This window comes from Peribacillus sp. P4_B1, from assembly GCF_056402395.1.
Map to the genome: position 1 here is coordinate 1 of NZ_JBFUHM010000017.1, position 13,642 is coordinate 13,642.

Sequence of the window (13,642 nt, forward strand, 5' to 3'; positions counted from 1 at the left end):
ATTATTTTGCACTTTCTTTACCCAATTCGCTATTTGTGCATCACTTTTGATACCAAATCGCTCACGAAGCCGACGATATGACCAGCCTTCCTCCAACTTCAAACGAACAACTTCTCGCTTTAATTCTTCTGTATATGTTTGAAACGTTTGCCCCTTTTTTGCCATAGAAAAATCCCCTCTCAGATAGACTGTTAAGAACATTTTATCATGCTCTCTTTTTACTCTGTCTACCTGTAGGGGATAATACCAGGTTTAAAAATCCTGGTTCTTTTTTTCAATCTTTCTCTTCATCAACATAAGGATCATGCTCATATCGCGGCAAATCACCAAACGGGGTTTGAATATTTTCTTCAAAAAGTTCTTCCTTCAATTCTTGATATTGGGAGTTCGGGTAAACCGTTACCTCTTTACCGTATATATCCACACCAACAAAATTTTCATAATCTTCGACATATCCGATATTTTCTTCGGACTCAACATACATATCTTCGTAATCGCTTGGCGGATTTACAAAATCGGAAGGCGATTCAGATGTTCCGTAACTGGCAACATCCTGCCACGAATCTTCCGCATCGTAAGCAACCGATTCGTGCCGGTCATCATAATCAAACTTTCCAAACGGTGGTCCCAGCACTTCCTCTTCGATTGGCCGATTGTGCGAAGTTTCCTGTGACGGAGTATGCTCGACACAATAAGTCGTTGTAGGCATGGCTTTCATACGTTCAATAGGTATTTCCTTTGAACAAACCTCGCACTTTCCATACTCACCTGCCTCGATGGCAGAAAGCGCTCGATCAATATCCCTTATTTCATCCCGATCATGCTCGGAAAGGGCCAAATCCTTTTCCCGTTCATATAACTCGGTTCCTTCATCGCCGGGATGATTATCGTAACTCGATAGCTCACCTGTCGAATCCTCCAAGCTTCTTCTTAAATCGTAGTTGCCTGAATCATTTAATCGCTCTTTCAACTCTTGCTTCGTTTGCTGCAATTGCTGTTGAAATTCTTTTAGCTGCTGATTGGATAGCATGTGCAACATCCTTTCAAAATCGTTCTTCCCTCTAGTATTTCTCTCTTCCCTTCATTCCATAAAGGTACTTTTTACCTTAGGAATAATTTAATTGAGGCAACAGAAGCTAAATTAGAAATATTGATTCTAGGAGAGCTTTCATTGTATTTCTATAAAGAAGATTTAATCAATATGATCGTTCCAGATAAGCCTGATCCCAATGCAGCAAAGGTTCTTCAGGAAACGCTTGGAGGGCAATTCGGTGAAATGCGGACGATGATGCAGTATTCTTTCCAAAGTGCCAACTTCCGCGGCAACGCTAAACAATATCGTGATTTAATCCGCGGGGTTTTCCTAGAGGAACTAAGCCACGTAGAACTTGTCCAATCAACCATCAACCAGTTGCTGAATGAGGCTGGTGGGGATATGCCCGGAGATTCCGGGATCGATGGCGCCCCATTGGATGATGCCATCCAGAGTGGTGCAAATCCACATCATTTCATAATCGGTGCGAAAGCGTCCCTGCCCGTCGACGCTGGCGGCAATCCATGGAATGGCTCTTGGGTTTATGATCACGGCAATCTTGTGGCGAACCTTTTGAATAATGTCATCCTTGAATCTACGGGGGTTCTGCAAAAGTCGAGGATATATGAAATGAGCTCCAATAAAGCAATGCGTGAAACACTGGCATTTTTAATGGTCCGCGACAATGCCCATCAAAATGCATTTGCCAAGGCATTGGAAACTCTTGGGGTCAGCTGGGGGAAGATCTTCCCTATACCTAATTATGATTTGAACAAATATCCTGAATGCCGAAAATATGTGGATTTGGGCTATCATAATGCTCAATTCAATTTCAGGCTGGATCAAACTAAAATTGGCGAAATTTTCCAAGGGGAGACACCGAGCCGAAATGGCGGAAACCTTGCCGTTACCGAGCCGCCAAAAGGATTCCCGGTCCCGGAAATGCCAGATATGCCAAATGAACACAGCCCTGGTTTGAGTGATTTGAACAATTAAAAAGGCTCTTTTCGTAAAGATTGTTGTTTTTAAAACGAAACTATTTAAGGTTGATTGGAGCGGAAGTGCGAGACTCCTGCGGGAGCAGCGGCCCCACAGGCGTTTCCGCCGAGGAGGCTCACCGCCCACTCCAAGGAAAGCGAGCATCTGGAGGGGAAATCAACCACAACTCACTACCTGGTAAATAGCAACAAAGTATGTGAAAACAGCCATTAAAAAAGAAGGCGGACACATCATTCCGTGTTCGCCTCCTTGTTTTAATTATTTATATATTTCTCAAAAACATAGCCAAAATCTTTAACATGGTACTTTTTCCGACTGTCCATCAACCATTCGAAAGCTGCGGAATTAATTTCCTTGAAACTTGCAGCCATTTGGCTTCCCTCTGTCCGAACCTGGTTCAAAGTGGAAGAAGCAAGGTTTACGCTTTGCTGTGCAAATTGAAGGGCATATTCATTCTCATGGCAAATTTCCGATATTTTAACTAATGATTTGAACAAGTCCTTTAATTCTTCAATGAACTTCTTATGGACATCAATGGAGAACGTCTTTGCACCGATCGTAAATTTAATTTCCGCATCCAAATCCACGGTCCCTGCCGTTTCAAGTGTTACGCTGGAAATATTGTACTGGCTGTAGCTATATCTTGTAAGTGTACGTTTTTTGCTTATGGCACTTGTCCCGTCCAAATGTATGAACGCTTGATTCGTGAAACAGTACTCATCGGTTTTCGATTTTATCAGGAAATAAATTTTTTCCTCGTCTTCATGCATGATATAGTCATCTGCATCCACCTTGTCATAATTGGCAGGGCTAATCACACTTCCAATATCACTAAGTCCAAGGGCATCAGCCGCAATTTTCTTAAACATCCCTATTCCCCCTATCAAAATTCAGGTATTACAAGTATTTCTCCAGTATTATCTCATCTCGGATAGGAATTCCCTCAAAACTGTAAAATGGTATTTCAGGTTTGATTTTCCGTGATTCTTCAACCGCATTTTTAACGATTTCCGCAATGACATAACCACGCTTTTGAAAAAACTTCAATGCCTGTAAATTATCGTTCGTTGTAATCGCTTTAATAGTATGGCAATTTTTCTCCTTGGCGGTATTTTCCATTACATAAAGCAATGATGAGCCCACTCCTTGATTCTCATGCTCACTATTCAAAGAAATGATTTGGCATACATGGTCGGACAATTTATACGTTCCCAACCCCATGATTTTTTCATTCTCGTCCATCACTCCAAAACCCTCAAGTTCCGCATAATGAAACAAACCTCTTGAAAAAACGACTTGAGTCGTCTCCCAGTGCTGAATGAAAAAACTCTTAACTGTATCCGTCGCAATCATTCTTTTAGCTACGATTTGCATAACTATTTACGCCCCCAAAGTTTCTATCTCTATGCTTATAGTATAAATTGCTTATGCTGATAAGGGAACAGTTTATTCTTCATTTAGGTCCTTTACGGCCTTCTAACAAAACATAATACCATTCATATTCTAATTAGCAAAAAAAAAGGCTGGAACTCTATTGAATCCACTCGCATCTTCCGGAATCAAGAAATAGTATCATCCTTTATACGCTGGTTCCTTTTAGTGACTTCATCTTCGAATTGCTTAGTTTTCAGTTCTTCTTTTTTTGAATATCTTATAATTGCCCTCATCGTTAAAACGGCTGCTACTAAAAAGATGAAGCATGTTATACCTGCAGAGATATATTCAGTCTTGTCTTCTGGAAAGTAAAGAAACAAACCTAGTAAAGTATGATTGAGAAAGTCCATTCGATACATCCTTCCTGATAGGAATTAAAATGCTTTATCCCATTATATCAATTGCCAGAACAATCCACTAGTGGAGCAAATCCGCTAAAACCTAAAAAAACGAGAGGCACTAAGCCCCCCGCTTCTCTTTTATTTATAAAATGGTGATTCCTTTAATGACTACATCCACTGCTGGCTTGTCTCCCGCAACTGTCTCTACATTAGCAATCGTATCAACAACGTCCAGGCCTTCGACCACCTGTCCAAAAACAGAGTGTTTATGGTCCAGCCATGGTGTGCCGCCTTGTTCCATATAAGCGTTGATGATTTCTTCCGGATAACCGGCTTCCTTCATCTGCTCACCCATCCTGCTGTCTACATGCTGGGCCTGTACGACGAAGAATTGGCTGCCATTTGTTCCCGGGCCTGCATTTGCCATGGAAAGAGCTCCACGCAAATTGAATAATTGCATGGAGAACTCGTCCTCAAATGGAGCTCCCCAAATACTTTCTCCCCCCATTCCAGTACCTGTCGGATCTCCGCCTTGAAGCATGAAATCCTTGATGACACGGTGGAAGATGATTCCTTCGTAGTAACCGTTTTCAGCATGAGTCATGAAATTTTCCACTGTCTTTGGAGCCAGCTCAGGGAATAATTTAATTTTAATATCGCCCATCGTCGTTTGCATGATGACCGCTTTTTCATTTTCCAAAACTTCACTTGTTAATTGCGGGAAATTTGTCATTGTATATACCCTCTTTCTTTTTTTAAATAAATGGCCTGTAACGCCATTTTCCATCTTCATTTGTACACTTTACACGATTTTCAAAAAAAAAGCATCTTTGCGAAATTGAACGAATTCGCTGTGAAAAATCGTTGTTCTTATGTATCATGAAGGAAGTTAAAAGAAAGGTGGTAGGGAAATGTCAGAACAGGATTTTAAAATCGGCGATAAGGTTACCGCCATATATAAAACCGGAAAATACATCGGGGAAATCACCGATATCAGACCTGCTGCATATCTTGTTAAAGTGTTGGCTGTCATGAAGCATCCCATGCAGGGGGATCTTCATAACCCGAAGCAAACAGAAGTGTCCATGTTCCATCAGCGGCGTGCTCTTGCATTCCGGGAGCAAACCAATGTACCTAAGAATATGGTAAGGGGCTTTGAAGAGGAAATTCCTGAGTATAAGGAGTCCTTAAGAGAAGCTGTTGAGAAAATGAAACACACCTTAAGCGAAGCAAACACAGAGTGGAATGATAAAAGCTTACAGCTGCTTGAAGATCTGGCGGCGGATTATTTCAAATAAAGCATAAAAGCCAAATCAGTAGTATATGATTTGGCTTTTATAACGCTAAATGATTCAATACCTTTGATAAATCAATGCGATCGCCAATTGTCGTCGGTTCATGATTTTGCATATAACTTTTATCTTTCTCTACTAACTTAAATATATTATATGTCGTAATTGCATCATCCAACGCCCTGTGATGCTTGCCTGTCCCTTCCTTGCCATAGGCCTGTACAGCCTTCCAAAGTCCGGTTTGATTTTGATCTCCGAAAAAGCGTTTATACTCCAGGCAAAGATCTATTTGTTTTCCTGAAAAAGGGAAATCCAATCCTGATTTCTGACAGTTCTGGCGAAGTACCTTCATGTCCATATTCCCCCAAGTCACAATCGTCGTCGGGTGCTGCTCATCTATTTTCTTCAATAAAGAAATCAACTCTTCAAATGAAATCCCCCGGTCCACCTGATCTTGGGTAATATTCAAGAACTTCTTGCATCTCCCCGTTAGGACTGGAAATTTCAATGGGTTAACAAAAGAAGAGAATTGTTCCTGAATTGTCTCATTAATGACGCTGACTAAACCGACCTCAATGATTTCTGGATAAAAACCTACTGGATTCGCTTTTCCTTCCGGCATCGTAAATTCAAAATCAATGAATACATATTGCTGTTGTTCCTCCATTTTAATGACCCCCTTCTTATTCTTGACGTCAACATACAAACAAAAATTGGTTTTTATTTTCTCATGAGAATATTATAACAGAAGATTTAGAAAGTTTTTCATTGGATCATATTACACCATTCAGATACGACTTCTGCCATCATTCTTGATTTACTCAAAACTATATATTATTTTCCTTAATTGGTTTTTAGTATTTGGACGAACCGAAAGTACCATTCTTTAATCCCTGCATTATCGCCAAGAATATACTAAAAATATATTAGTTAGGCAGTTGAACTATGCGCACGTATCTTGGTTATAGCACGATTTTCTTCACAGTTCCTGTATTGTCCTTTTCATTTTCCTTTCCTATCACAAGTGATCCTTAGCCCAAACTCCCTATCATGTACTTAACGGGCGAATCCCATTGATTCGATAGAGCTGGCTCAGGACTAATTACATGACGGCTGCAAATGGAAAGTGATCAGTGAAATTTCCAATGGTGAAAAACGGACTTACCTTAAACTTGATGGCATCCCCTTTTTCTGGAAAACCATTTCCCTTTCAGCATAACGGAGGATCACAAATTTTTATGATCATGCAGGTGTTGCCCTGTCCGGCATGGAAGGCGCATCTTATCAATTCACAAAATAAAACAATCGAACAAGGCGGCAGTACCATTACCCAGTAATTCACCAGGAGTGTTTGCCTTTCCCATGAAAGGACGTATAACCGAAAACTTAATGAACTCTTTTACGCCTATCAATTAGAGCGAAAAAATTCAAAACCGGAAATCATGGAGCTATATTTGAATACGATATATTTCCAGTAATGGATCATATGGAATCGAAGCTGCCTCCCAGTATTATTTCAGTAAACCGACTGGGAAGTTATCAAAGGCAGAACTCACCTTACTGGCAGTAATCCTTAATAATCCGAAAAACTATAAACTCTTAATGTGCCGAAGATCGGAAGTACGATTAAATTGGACTTGTCCACCTCGGTCGACTTATTATCCCGATTACGTGACATATGCTCATCAGGAATTGAAAAGCCTAGTGACATCCTCTGAAGGTCTCATAACATCCCTGCAAGGTTCTGATGCGGCTATACGCCATCAGGTGAGGCAGAGCTGGATAAAAGGATTGAAAAGCTTTTGATTCCGGTGTAACCATCCATACCGCACTCGATACCAAGCTGTAAACTAAAGCCCAAGACTGCTGTACAATCAAAAATCGGTGCAATGATATCGAGGAAGCTTTAGTGGTTATACAGCATCATACGCACGAGCTTGTCTCTTTGATTGGGGAAAAGGATTATAAAAAAAATTCTTTCAATCGGGCATACCAAAACTATCGGCAGCCAGGGTCAGCCATTAACCCCACTCCTTGATTCTGCCCCCCTATATAGAAGAAACGGATGCTGACATCAATCAGGCAGTTAGTTGAGCAAGCTATTGAGCAAAAACTATTGTCCAAAGAATTATAGCGGTGACAGCTATGCGTTGGACACACTAAGTATTGCCTTTGCTCAGTCCTATATCACACCCGCCATAAGGATGTATTGAACAATGAATAAGCACCGCCAATTACATATATGACAGATTCCCTTCTTACACTGTTCAGGGCTTTACCTTCCGAAACCTTGGAAAGGAATAATAAAGACTGCTCCATATAGTATCGGAGATCAACTTCAATCCGGCAAAAACCATAAAAAATAATAGGTAACATGAGCATTTGCATTTTCCATAAATGGGAGAGGCTGAATAGTAGGATTGAAATGATTGGAAAGTAGCTAAGTAAATAAGCGGTTTTCATGGATTCTCCATCCATGCATCCTTTTCCCTACATTATGCAAACTATTCCACTTTTTAACAGTGAATTCTCTACTAATTCACCCTTTAAAACTTTTAAATTAAAATTTTTCGGGACGATTTCCCCTCCTTTTCTACCTATATATAAAACTCCATTTTAGTCGGCCTTCACTGTTCTTAAAGCCATGCAAACCCACATAAATTGCGTTATACTTTTAAGCGAGGCAAGTATCGAATCAAAAATACATATTCAACGAAGGTTTTCTAACGTCTAAGATTGCGTAAAAAAAGCATAATAAGACGGATGACTTCGTTTTAAAAAGGGGGGGAGTTTATGTCTTTACTGCATTGGGTGGTATTATCACCGTTTCTATTTGCACTTATTGTACCAATATTATACAAACTATTCCGACAAATACATACAGGATGGTTTGTATTGATTTTACCGATTCTCCTTTTCACCTATTTTTCAAGGTTCATTTCCTTGACCAAACAAGGGGATATCATTACGGAAAGGGCTGCTTGGATTCCTTCACTCGGAATTCATATTGATTTCTATGTAGATGGACTAGGACTTTTGTTCGCCTTGCTCATTACAGGGATAGGTTCACTTGTCGTTCTGTATTCGGTTTTCTATTTATCGAAAGAGAAAGAAAAACTGAACCAATTTTACGTCTTCCTTTTGCTTTTCATGGGAGCGATGCTGGGCGTCGTCCTTTCCGATAATCTAATTGTCCTTTATTCATTTTGGGAATTCACGAGTTTATCATCTTTTCTATTGATAGGATATTGGAACGAAAGGGAGCGTTCACGTTATGGAGCGCAGAAATCCCTGCTGATCACCGTGCTTGGAGGCTTAAGCCTGCTTGGAGGAATCATTCTCCTTTCCATTATGGGGAACACATTCAGTATACGTGAATTGATAGCACAAACCGGGGAACTTATGGACCACTCGCTCTTCATTCCTGCACTTTTGCTTGTGCTGCTTGGCGCATTCACCAAATCCGCACAGTTCCCGTTCCATATCTGGCTTCCTGACGCGATGGAAGCTCCGACACCTGTCAGCGCTTACCTTCATTCCGCGACAATGGTCAAGGCCGGAATTTATCTGGTTGCCCGCTTAAGTCCTATTTTTGCAGAATCCGGATTATGGTTCTGGCTCGTTTCGATTGCCGGATTGATTACCTTGTTCTGGGGCTCCTTCTCTGCAATCAAGCAGACTGATTTAAAGGGGATTCTCGCTTTTTCCACCATCAGTCAGCTCGGATTGATCATGTCGCTTTTGGGACTTGGTGCGGCGGCTCTCCACTATGATTCGTTAGGGGAAAATATATATTTGGCAGCCACGGTTGCAGCAGTATTCCACCTAATTAATCATGCGACCTTTAAAGGCAGCCTTTTCATGGTTGCAGGCATCATTGATCATGAAACCGGTACTCGTGATATCAGGAAGCTTGGCGGATTGATGCAGTTGATGCCGATTACTTTCACCGTCGCCGCCATAGGTGCTTTTTCAATGGCTGGCCTTCCGCCCTTCAATGGTTTTTTAAGTAAGGAAATGTTCTTGGCCAGCATGGTGAATGTATTGGAATTGAATATCTTCAATATGGAGACATGGGGCATACTGTTCCCTGTTATAGCATGGGTTGCCAGTGTATTCACTTTTATTTACAGCATGATCGTCGTGCTCAAGCCCTTTACAGGCAAACTTCAGTTACAACTATTGGACAAGAAGCCCCACGAGGCACCGATCGGGATGTTGATTTCCCCGGTCATCCTTGCTTCGTTGGTCATCATTTTTGGTATTTTTCCAAACTTGCTATCTTCATCGATCATTGAACCTGCGGTAGCTAGCATACAGCCAAGCTTGGCGGGTCCGGATTTCCAAGTCCATATCGAATTCTGGCATGGATTTAAACCTGAATTTTGGATGACGGTCGGCATCATTGCATTTGGAATCATTTTATACAAAACGTTTCCGAGGTGGCAAAAGATCCACCAGTGGATGCCTGAACGTTTATCCCTGAACGCTCTTTATGATAACGGGATAAGGGGGCTGGAACGATCAGCAGCCTCCGTCATGAAATTTTTAATGACAGGTTCGATTCGGACGTATTTGCTTTCCATATTCCTTTTCTTCATTCTTTCATTGGGCTTTACACTCTATTGGAAGGATGCCTTTAAATTGGATACAGGAAATCTTGCCCCGATCGGCTTATATGAATTGGTATTAGCGGCAATCATCGTGATTAGCTCGATCGCCATCTTGTTTGCAAGATCCCGTTTAACTTCCATTATCATTCTAGGAGCGGTCGGTTATACGATTTCCCTATTTTTCGTTTTGCTGCGGGCACCGGATTTAGCCTTGACTCAACTGGTCATCGAAACGATTTCGGTATCCCTGTTTTTGCTCTGTTTCTTCCACCTTCCGTTAATGGCAAGCAGAAAGGAAGAACGGATGACATTCAGGTTGAATAACGCCCTGATATCCATTGGTGTAGGAGTCATCGTGACACTGATTGCCTTATCGGCACATAGCAATAAACTATTTGATTCCATATCAAGTTACTATCTTGAAAATGCTTATAAGGAAGCAGGCGGGAAAAACGTCGTAAATGTCATTCTTGTTGACTTCCGCGGACTTGATACGATGTTTGAAATCAGTGTCCTTTCCATCGCTGCGCTCGGAATATTCGCGATGATCAAATTGCGTTTGACAGGGGGGAGAAATAAATCATGAAGCAAAATGACCTGATTCTCCAAACGGTTACGAAAGTCGCCGCCTTTGTTATCCTGCTTTTTGCGGTAGCCATCTTTTTAGGAGGGCATTATTCGCCAGGAGGCGGGTTTGTCGGCGGTTTAATGACTTCAGCTGCCATAGTCTTGCTGTTGCTCGCTTTCGACATTAAAACCGTCGCAGGGATCTTGCCGATTGACTATAAGCTAATGATTGGTTCAGGCTTGCTCATATCAAGCCTGACTGTTGCCGGCGGGTTATTTTTCGGGGTGCCGCTCATGACACATGTATATCATTATATCGATTTGCCTCTTCTTGGGCACATCTCGCTTCATACCGCGGTACTGTTTGATCTGGGTGTTTATCTTGTGGTTGTTGGTGTAACGATGACCATTATTCAAACGATAGGGGAGAGTGAATAATGGAACTTTTAATGGCCATTGTCGTTGGAATACTATTTATGTGTGCGACCTATTTAATGCTTTCAAAAAGCATTTTAAGAATCATAATCGGTACTGGACTGCTCAGTCACGGCGCCCACCTTTTGATTTTGACGATGGGCGGCCTGAAAGGCGATTCCGTTCCATTGCTAAGTGATAAAGTTGCATCCTATGTCGATCCGCTTCCGCAAGCGCTTATCTTGACTGCGATCGTCATTAGTTTCGGAGTCACATCATTTCTGCTGGTTCTTGCTTACCGGACCTACCAGGAACTCGGTACGGATGACATGGAAGAAATGAGAGGTACGAAAACGAATGAATAATCTTACTTTCATGCCTGTTTTATGGCCGCTTTTCACAGCCATCTTTCTTATTTTCTTTTCAAAAAAAATCAAGCTGCAAAGAGGGATATCCCTTTTTTCCTCTCTTATAGGAATTGCGATTTCCCTTTATCTAGTGTTCTCGGTTCATACTCATGGGATCTTGACTCTCGGTGTCGGCAGCTGGGATGCGCCATTCGGGATCGTGATCGTCGCAGACATGCTTTCTTCGCTGCTGGTCCTGACCACGAATATCATTGGATTTGCCATACTGCTTTACTCGTTTTACTCCATAGGTGAAGAACGTGAAAGACACTATTATTATCCTGTATTTCAATTCTTGCTGATTGGTGTTAACGGTGCTTTCCTTACGGGGGACCTTTTCAATCTATTCGTCTTTTTCGAAGTCATGCTGATGGCTTCTTACGTGCTGCTTGTACTGGGGGGGACGAAAATCCAACTGAGGGAATCATTGAAGTATATCATCGTCAATGTGCTTTCCTCGTCCTTTTTCGTCATCATGGTGGCGTACCTTTATTCAGTTCTAGGTACATTGAACATGGCGGACATCAGTCAAAGGATAGCGGAGGTAAACCAGCCTGGAATCATCTCGGTGATAGCAATTGGCTTCTTGATCGTATTCGGTTTGAAGGGAGCCATTTTCCCGCTATTCCAATGGCTCCCTGGGTCCTATTATGCTCCACCAATCCCGGTGATGGCACTATTCGGGGCATTGCTGACAAAGGTCGGGATATATTCCATTTTCAGGACCTATACACTCATGTTTTACCATGACCAGGATTTCACTCATACTTTCCTTGCGATACTTGCGATCTTGACCATCATCATCGGTGTCATTGGTGCGATAGCCTATTGGGATGTTAAAAAAATCATCATTTACAATATCATCATCGCCGTCGGGGTTATCATTTTCGGCATCTCCGTCATGAATGAACAGGCCTTATCGGGCTCCATCCTATATATCATTCATGACATGCTGATCAAGGCTGCGCTCTTCCTGCTGGTTGGCATCATGATCAAAATCAGCGGATCGGATGATTTACGGGATATGGGCGGCTTGATCAAGCGATACCCGGCCCTTGCATGGACTTTCTTCATAGCTGCCATATCATTGGCGGGAATACCACCGTTCAGCGGTTTTGCCGGTAAGCTTTTGATTCTTCAGGGAGCTGCAGAAAAAGGGGCCTACTTTGGAATGGCCGTTGTCTTACTTTCCAGCTTGATGGTTCTATATTCCGTTATGAAAATATTCATGAATGGCTTCTGGGGAACCCCAAAAGCTGATTATGCCTTAACTAATAATACGGTGAATAAAATGCTGGTTCCTGCCGTCCTCCTTATTATCATTTCCGTTTTATTCGGAGTAGGAACAGAATCGATTTACCCATTCATTACACAAGCTGCAGAAACATTAATCAATCCCGATATTTATATTAAAGCGGTTTTAAAGGAGTAGTGCCTGATGTCATTCCAAATTTTACTGAATGTGTTCCTTGCGTTTATCTGGATGTTTTTGAAAAATGAGTTTAACGGGAGCACTTTTATCATCGGATATGTATTGGGGCTCGGCATCATGTTCGTCTTCCGTCATTTTTTCAATGGCCGTTTTTACCTGAACAGGGTGAATGCCGTCGTTCAATTGCTGCTTATATTCGCAAGGGAACTCTTACTTTCCAACGTTAGCGTCCTTAAGGTCGTGCTTAAACCGAGCCTTGATATGAGACCTGGCATATTCGCATTCGAAACCGCGCTAACTAAGGATTGGGAAATTACGATACTATCGAATTTAATTACACTGACACCAGGAACACTTGTCGTTGAAGTATCGGAGGATAATCGGATTCTTTATATCCATGCGATGGATATTGCCGACAAAGAAGAAGCCGTGGACAGCATTAAAAATACATTTGAAAAGGCGATCATGGAGGTGAGCAAATAATGTTCGATCTTATACTTAAAATCGCGTTGCTCGGTGTTTCGCTTTCCATGATAGGATTCTTATACCGTTTAATCAAAGGGCCTTCTGTACCGGATCGGGTCGTCGCACTCGATGCGATGGGAATAAATCTTATCGCAATCGTTGCACTTGTATCCATTGTCATGGATACAAGCGCTTATCTGGAAGCCATTCTTCTGCTCGGAATCCTATCTTTCATCGGAACGGTCGCTTTCGCCAAATTCCTTGAGAAAGGGGAGATTATCGAAAATGACCGCAATCGTTGAAATACTATCAGCCTTATTCCTTTTAATGGGGGTCTTTCTCTTTTTAGTCTCGGCTTTCGGAGTCATCCGTCTGCCCGACGTCTATACAAGAAATCACGCTGCCTCAAAAAGCTCGACACTTGGAATCATGTTCATCCTGATTGGCACCTTGTTATATTTTTATTATAAACATAGCCTTTTCGATTTCCGGGTCGTGCTCGCGATCATCTTTATCTTCATGACCAGCCCTGTTGCCGGGCATTTAATCAATCGCTCGGCTTACCATTCAGGCGTTAAAATGTGGGATCGAAGTGTCCAGGATGATTTAAGGAAAACCCGGTGATTCCTGCCATTGCAAAAGAGC

At 41.9% G+C, this 13,642-nt stretch carries 19 protein-coding genes and 1 pseudogene; 12 read left to right on the plus strand and 8 right to left on the minus strand.

The features are described from left to right. Positions 1-165, minus strand: a 165-nt coding sequence (locus AC1DVK_RS11760; RefSeq protein WP_477626572.1) for a helix-turn-helix domain-containing protein, incomplete at its 3' end; no start/stop codon positions are given. 109 nt (positions 166-274) lie between these two features. After that, positions 275-1,030: a TraR/DksA C4-type zinc finger protein gene (locus AC1DVK_RS11765; protein ID WP_410863599.1), complete on the minus strand. Its 756-nt coding sequence runs from the start codon at positions 1,028-1,030 to the stop codon at positions 275-277. Between the two features lie 141 nt (positions 1,031-1,171). Between AC1DVK_RS11765 and AC1DVK_RS11770 the strand changes: the two genes are divergently transcribed. Next, complete coding sequence (locus tag AC1DVK_RS11770) at positions 1,172-2,029, plus strand: manganese catalase family protein (RefSeq protein WP_477626544.1); 858 nt, start codon at positions 1,172-1,174, stop codon at positions 2,027-2,029. A 23-nt stretch (positions 2,030-2,052) separates the two neighbouring features. Beyond that, the gene (locus AC1DVK_RS11775) at positions 2,053-2,217 is read left to right on the plus strand and encodes a hypothetical protein (RefSeq protein WP_477626545.1); all 165 of its coding nucleotides are present in this window, start codon (positions 2,053-2,055) and stop codon (positions 2,215-2,217) included. Between the two features lie 69 nt (positions 2,218-2,286). Here AC1DVK_RS11775 and AC1DVK_RS11780 read toward each other — a convergent pair whose 3' ends face one another. The 4 genes from AC1DVK_RS11780 to AC1DVK_RS11795 form a co-directional block, all read right to left on the minus strand. Continuing rightward, the gene (locus AC1DVK_RS11780; RefSeq protein WP_061465430.1) at positions 2,287-2,901 is read right to left on the minus strand and encodes a PH domain-containing protein; all 615 of its coding nucleotides are present in this window, start codon (positions 2,899-2,901) and stop codon (positions 2,287-2,289) included. A gap of 28 nt (positions 2,902-2,929) precedes the next feature. Next, positions 2,930-3,406, minus strand: coding sequence for a GNAT family N-acetyltransferase (locus tag AC1DVK_RS11785; protein ID WP_089361856.1), 477 nt, complete (start codon positions 3,404-3,406; stop codon positions 2,930-2,932). A 185-nt stretch (positions 3,407-3,591) separates the two neighbouring features. Continuing rightward, positions 3,592-3,816: a hypothetical protein gene (locus tag AC1DVK_RS11790; protein WP_089361857.1), complete on the minus strand. Its 225-nt coding sequence runs from the start codon at positions 3,814-3,816 to the stop codon at positions 3,592-3,594. 133 nt (positions 3,817-3,949) lie between these two features. Continuing rightward, positions 3,950-4,540, minus strand: coding sequence for a peptidylprolyl isomerase (locus tag AC1DVK_RS11795; protein WP_089361858.1), 591 nt, complete (start codon positions 4,538-4,540; stop codon positions 3,950-3,952). 178 nt (positions 4,541-4,718) lie between these two features. On the opposite strand from AC1DVK_RS11795, the gene kapB reads away from it, so the two are divergent. Then, a complete protein-coding gene (gene kapB / locus AC1DVK_RS11800; RefSeq protein ID WP_089361859.1) occupies positions 4,719-5,105 on the plus strand; it encodes a kinase-associated lipoprotein KapB in 387 nt (128 codons plus the stop codon). A gap of 37 nt (positions 5,106-5,142) precedes the next feature. Here kapB and kapD read toward each other — a convergent pair whose 3' ends face one another. Then, complete coding sequence (gene kapD / locus AC1DVK_RS11805; protein ID WP_061465435.1) at positions 5,143-5,766, minus strand: 3'-5' exonuclease KapD; 624 nt, start codon at positions 5,764-5,766, stop codon at positions 5,143-5,145. A gap of 688 nt (positions 5,767-6,454) precedes the next feature. Here kapD and AC1DVK_RS11810 point away from each other — a divergent pair. Together AC1DVK_RS11810 and AC1DVK_RS11815 are read left to right on the plus strand one after the other, a co-directional pair. Beyond that, a pseudogene (locus AC1DVK_RS11810) lies at positions 6,455-6,577 on the plus strand (transglycosylase domain-containing protein); the annotation flags it as partial. Beyond that, complete coding sequence (locus AC1DVK_RS11815) at positions 6,567-6,905, plus strand: transglycosylase domain-containing protein (RefSeq protein WP_477626573.1); 339 nt, start codon at positions 6,567-6,569, stop codon at positions 6,903-6,905. The pseudogene AC1DVK_RS11810 and the gene AC1DVK_RS11815, both read left to right, overlap by 11 nt. Before the next feature lie 381 nt (positions 6,906-7,286). On the opposite strand, the gene AC1DVK_RS11820 is transcribed toward AC1DVK_RS11815, so the two are convergent. Continuing rightward, complete coding sequence (locus AC1DVK_RS11820) at positions 7,287-7,577, minus strand: hypothetical protein (RefSeq protein ID WP_477626547.1); 291 nt, start codon at positions 7,575-7,577, stop codon at positions 7,287-7,289. A 315-nt stretch (positions 7,578-7,892) separates the two neighbouring features. Between AC1DVK_RS11820 and AC1DVK_RS11825 the strand changes: the two genes are divergently transcribed. The 7 genes from AC1DVK_RS11825 to mnhG are packed head-to-tail and all read left to right on the plus strand — an operon-like array spanning position 7,893 to position 13,621. Then, positions 7,893-10,298 carry a Na+/H+ antiporter subunit A gene (locus AC1DVK_RS11825; RefSeq protein ID WP_477626548.1) on the plus strand — a complete coding sequence of 802 codons (2,406 nt, stop codon included), beginning with the start codon at positions 7,893-7,895 and terminating at the stop codon, positions 10,296-10,298. Then, entirely contained in the window at positions 10,295-10,717 is a 423-nt protein-coding gene (locus AC1DVK_RS11830) for a Na(+)/H(+) antiporter subunit B (protein WP_089361862.1), read from the plus strand. Before AC1DVK_RS11825 ends, AC1DVK_RS11830 begins: the two co-directional genes overlap by 4 nt. Beyond that, positions 10,717-11,058: a Na(+)/H(+) antiporter subunit C gene (locus AC1DVK_RS11835; RefSeq protein WP_410862083.1), complete on the plus strand. Its 342-nt coding sequence runs from the start codon at positions 10,717-10,719 to the stop codon at positions 11,056-11,058. Before AC1DVK_RS11830 ends, AC1DVK_RS11835 begins: the two co-directional genes overlap by 1 nt. Then, a complete protein-coding gene (locus AC1DVK_RS11840) occupies positions 11,051-12,532 on the plus strand; it encodes a Na+/H+ antiporter subunit D (protein WP_477626549.1) in 1,482 nt (493 codons plus the stop codon). Before AC1DVK_RS11835 ends, AC1DVK_RS11840 begins: the two co-directional genes overlap by 8 nt. A 6-nt stretch (positions 12,533-12,538) precedes the next feature. Beyond that, positions 12,539-13,015, plus strand: a complete 477-nt coding sequence (locus AC1DVK_RS11845; protein ID WP_318682487.1) for a Na+/H+ antiporter subunit E — start codon at positions 12,539-12,541, stop codon at positions 13,013-13,015. Next, entirely contained in the window at positions 13,015-13,299 is a 285-nt protein-coding gene (locus AC1DVK_RS11850) for a Na(+)/H(+) antiporter subunit F1 (protein ID WP_061465443.1), read from the plus strand. The genes AC1DVK_RS11845 and AC1DVK_RS11850 overlap by 1 nt, the downstream gene beginning before the upstream one ends. After that, on the plus strand, positions 13,283-13,621 hold the full coding sequence (mnhG, locus tag AC1DVK_RS11855; protein ID WP_061465444.1) for a monovalent cation/H(+) antiporter subunit G: 339 nt from the start codon (positions 13,283-13,285) through the stop codon (positions 13,619-13,621). The genes AC1DVK_RS11850 and mnhG overlap by 17 nt, the downstream gene beginning before the upstream one ends. Positions 13,622-13,642 lie beyond the last annotated feature (21 nt).

Excerpts from the sequence above, each read along its gene's own strand:
- AC1DVK_RS11765 (WP_410863599.1), bottom strand. The coding sequence starts at position 1,030 with ATGCTATCCAATCAGCAGCTAAAAGAATTTCAACAGCAATTGCAGCAA.
- AC1DVK_RS11780 (WP_061465430.1), bottom strand. The coding sequence starts at position 2,901 with ATGTTTAAGAAAATTGCGGCTGATGCCCTTGGACTTAGTGATATTGGA.
- AC1DVK_RS11785 (WP_089361856.1), bottom strand. The coding sequence starts at position 3,406 with ATGCAAATCGTAGCTAAAAGAATGATTGCGACGGATACAGTTAAGAGT.
- AC1DVK_RS11790 (WP_089361857.1), bottom strand. The coding sequence starts at position 3,816 with ATGGACTTTCTCAATCATACTTTACTAGGTTTGTTTCTTTACTTTCCA.
- AC1DVK_RS11795 (WP_089361858.1), bottom strand. The coding sequence starts at position 4,540 with ATGACAAATTTCCCGCAATTAACAAGTGAAGTTTTGGAAAATGAAAAA.
- kapB (WP_089361859.1), top strand. The coding sequence starts at position 4,719 with ATGTCAGAACAGGATTTTAAAATCGGCGATAAGGTTACCGCCATATAT.
- kapD (WP_061465435.1), bottom strand. The coding sequence starts at position 5,766 with ATGGAGGAACAACAGCAATATGTATTCATTGATTTTGAATTTACGATG.
- AC1DVK_RS11820 (WP_477626547.1), bottom strand. The coding sequence starts at position 7,577 with ATGGATGGAGAATCCATGAAAACCGCTTATTTACTTAGCTACTTTCCA.
- AC1DVK_RS11825 (WP_477626548.1), top strand. The coding sequence starts at position 7,893 with ATGTCTTTACTGCATTGGGTGGTATTATCACCGTTTCTATTTGCACTT.
- AC1DVK_RS11830 (WP_089361862.1), top strand. The coding sequence starts at position 10,295 with ATGAAGCAAAATGACCTGATTCTCCAAACGGTTACGAAAGTCGCCGCC.
- AC1DVK_RS11835 (WP_410862083.1), top strand. The coding sequence starts at position 10,717 with ATGGAACTTTTAATGGCCATTGTCGTTGGAATACTATTTATGTGTGCG.
- AC1DVK_RS11840 (WP_477626549.1), top strand. The coding sequence starts at position 11,051 with ATGAATAATCTTACTTTCATGCCTGTTTTATGGCCGCTTTTCACAGCC.
- AC1DVK_RS11845 (WP_318682487.1), top strand. The coding sequence starts at position 12,539 with ATGTCATTCCAAATTTTACTGAATGTGTTCCTTGCGTTTATCTGGATG.
- AC1DVK_RS11850 (WP_061465443.1), top strand. The coding sequence starts at position 13,015 with ATGTTCGATCTTATACTTAAAATCGCGTTGCTCGGTGTTTCGCTTTCC.
- mnhG (WP_061465444.1), top strand. The coding sequence starts at position 13,283 with ATGACCGCAATCGTTGAAATACTATCAGCCTTATTCCTTTTAATGGGG.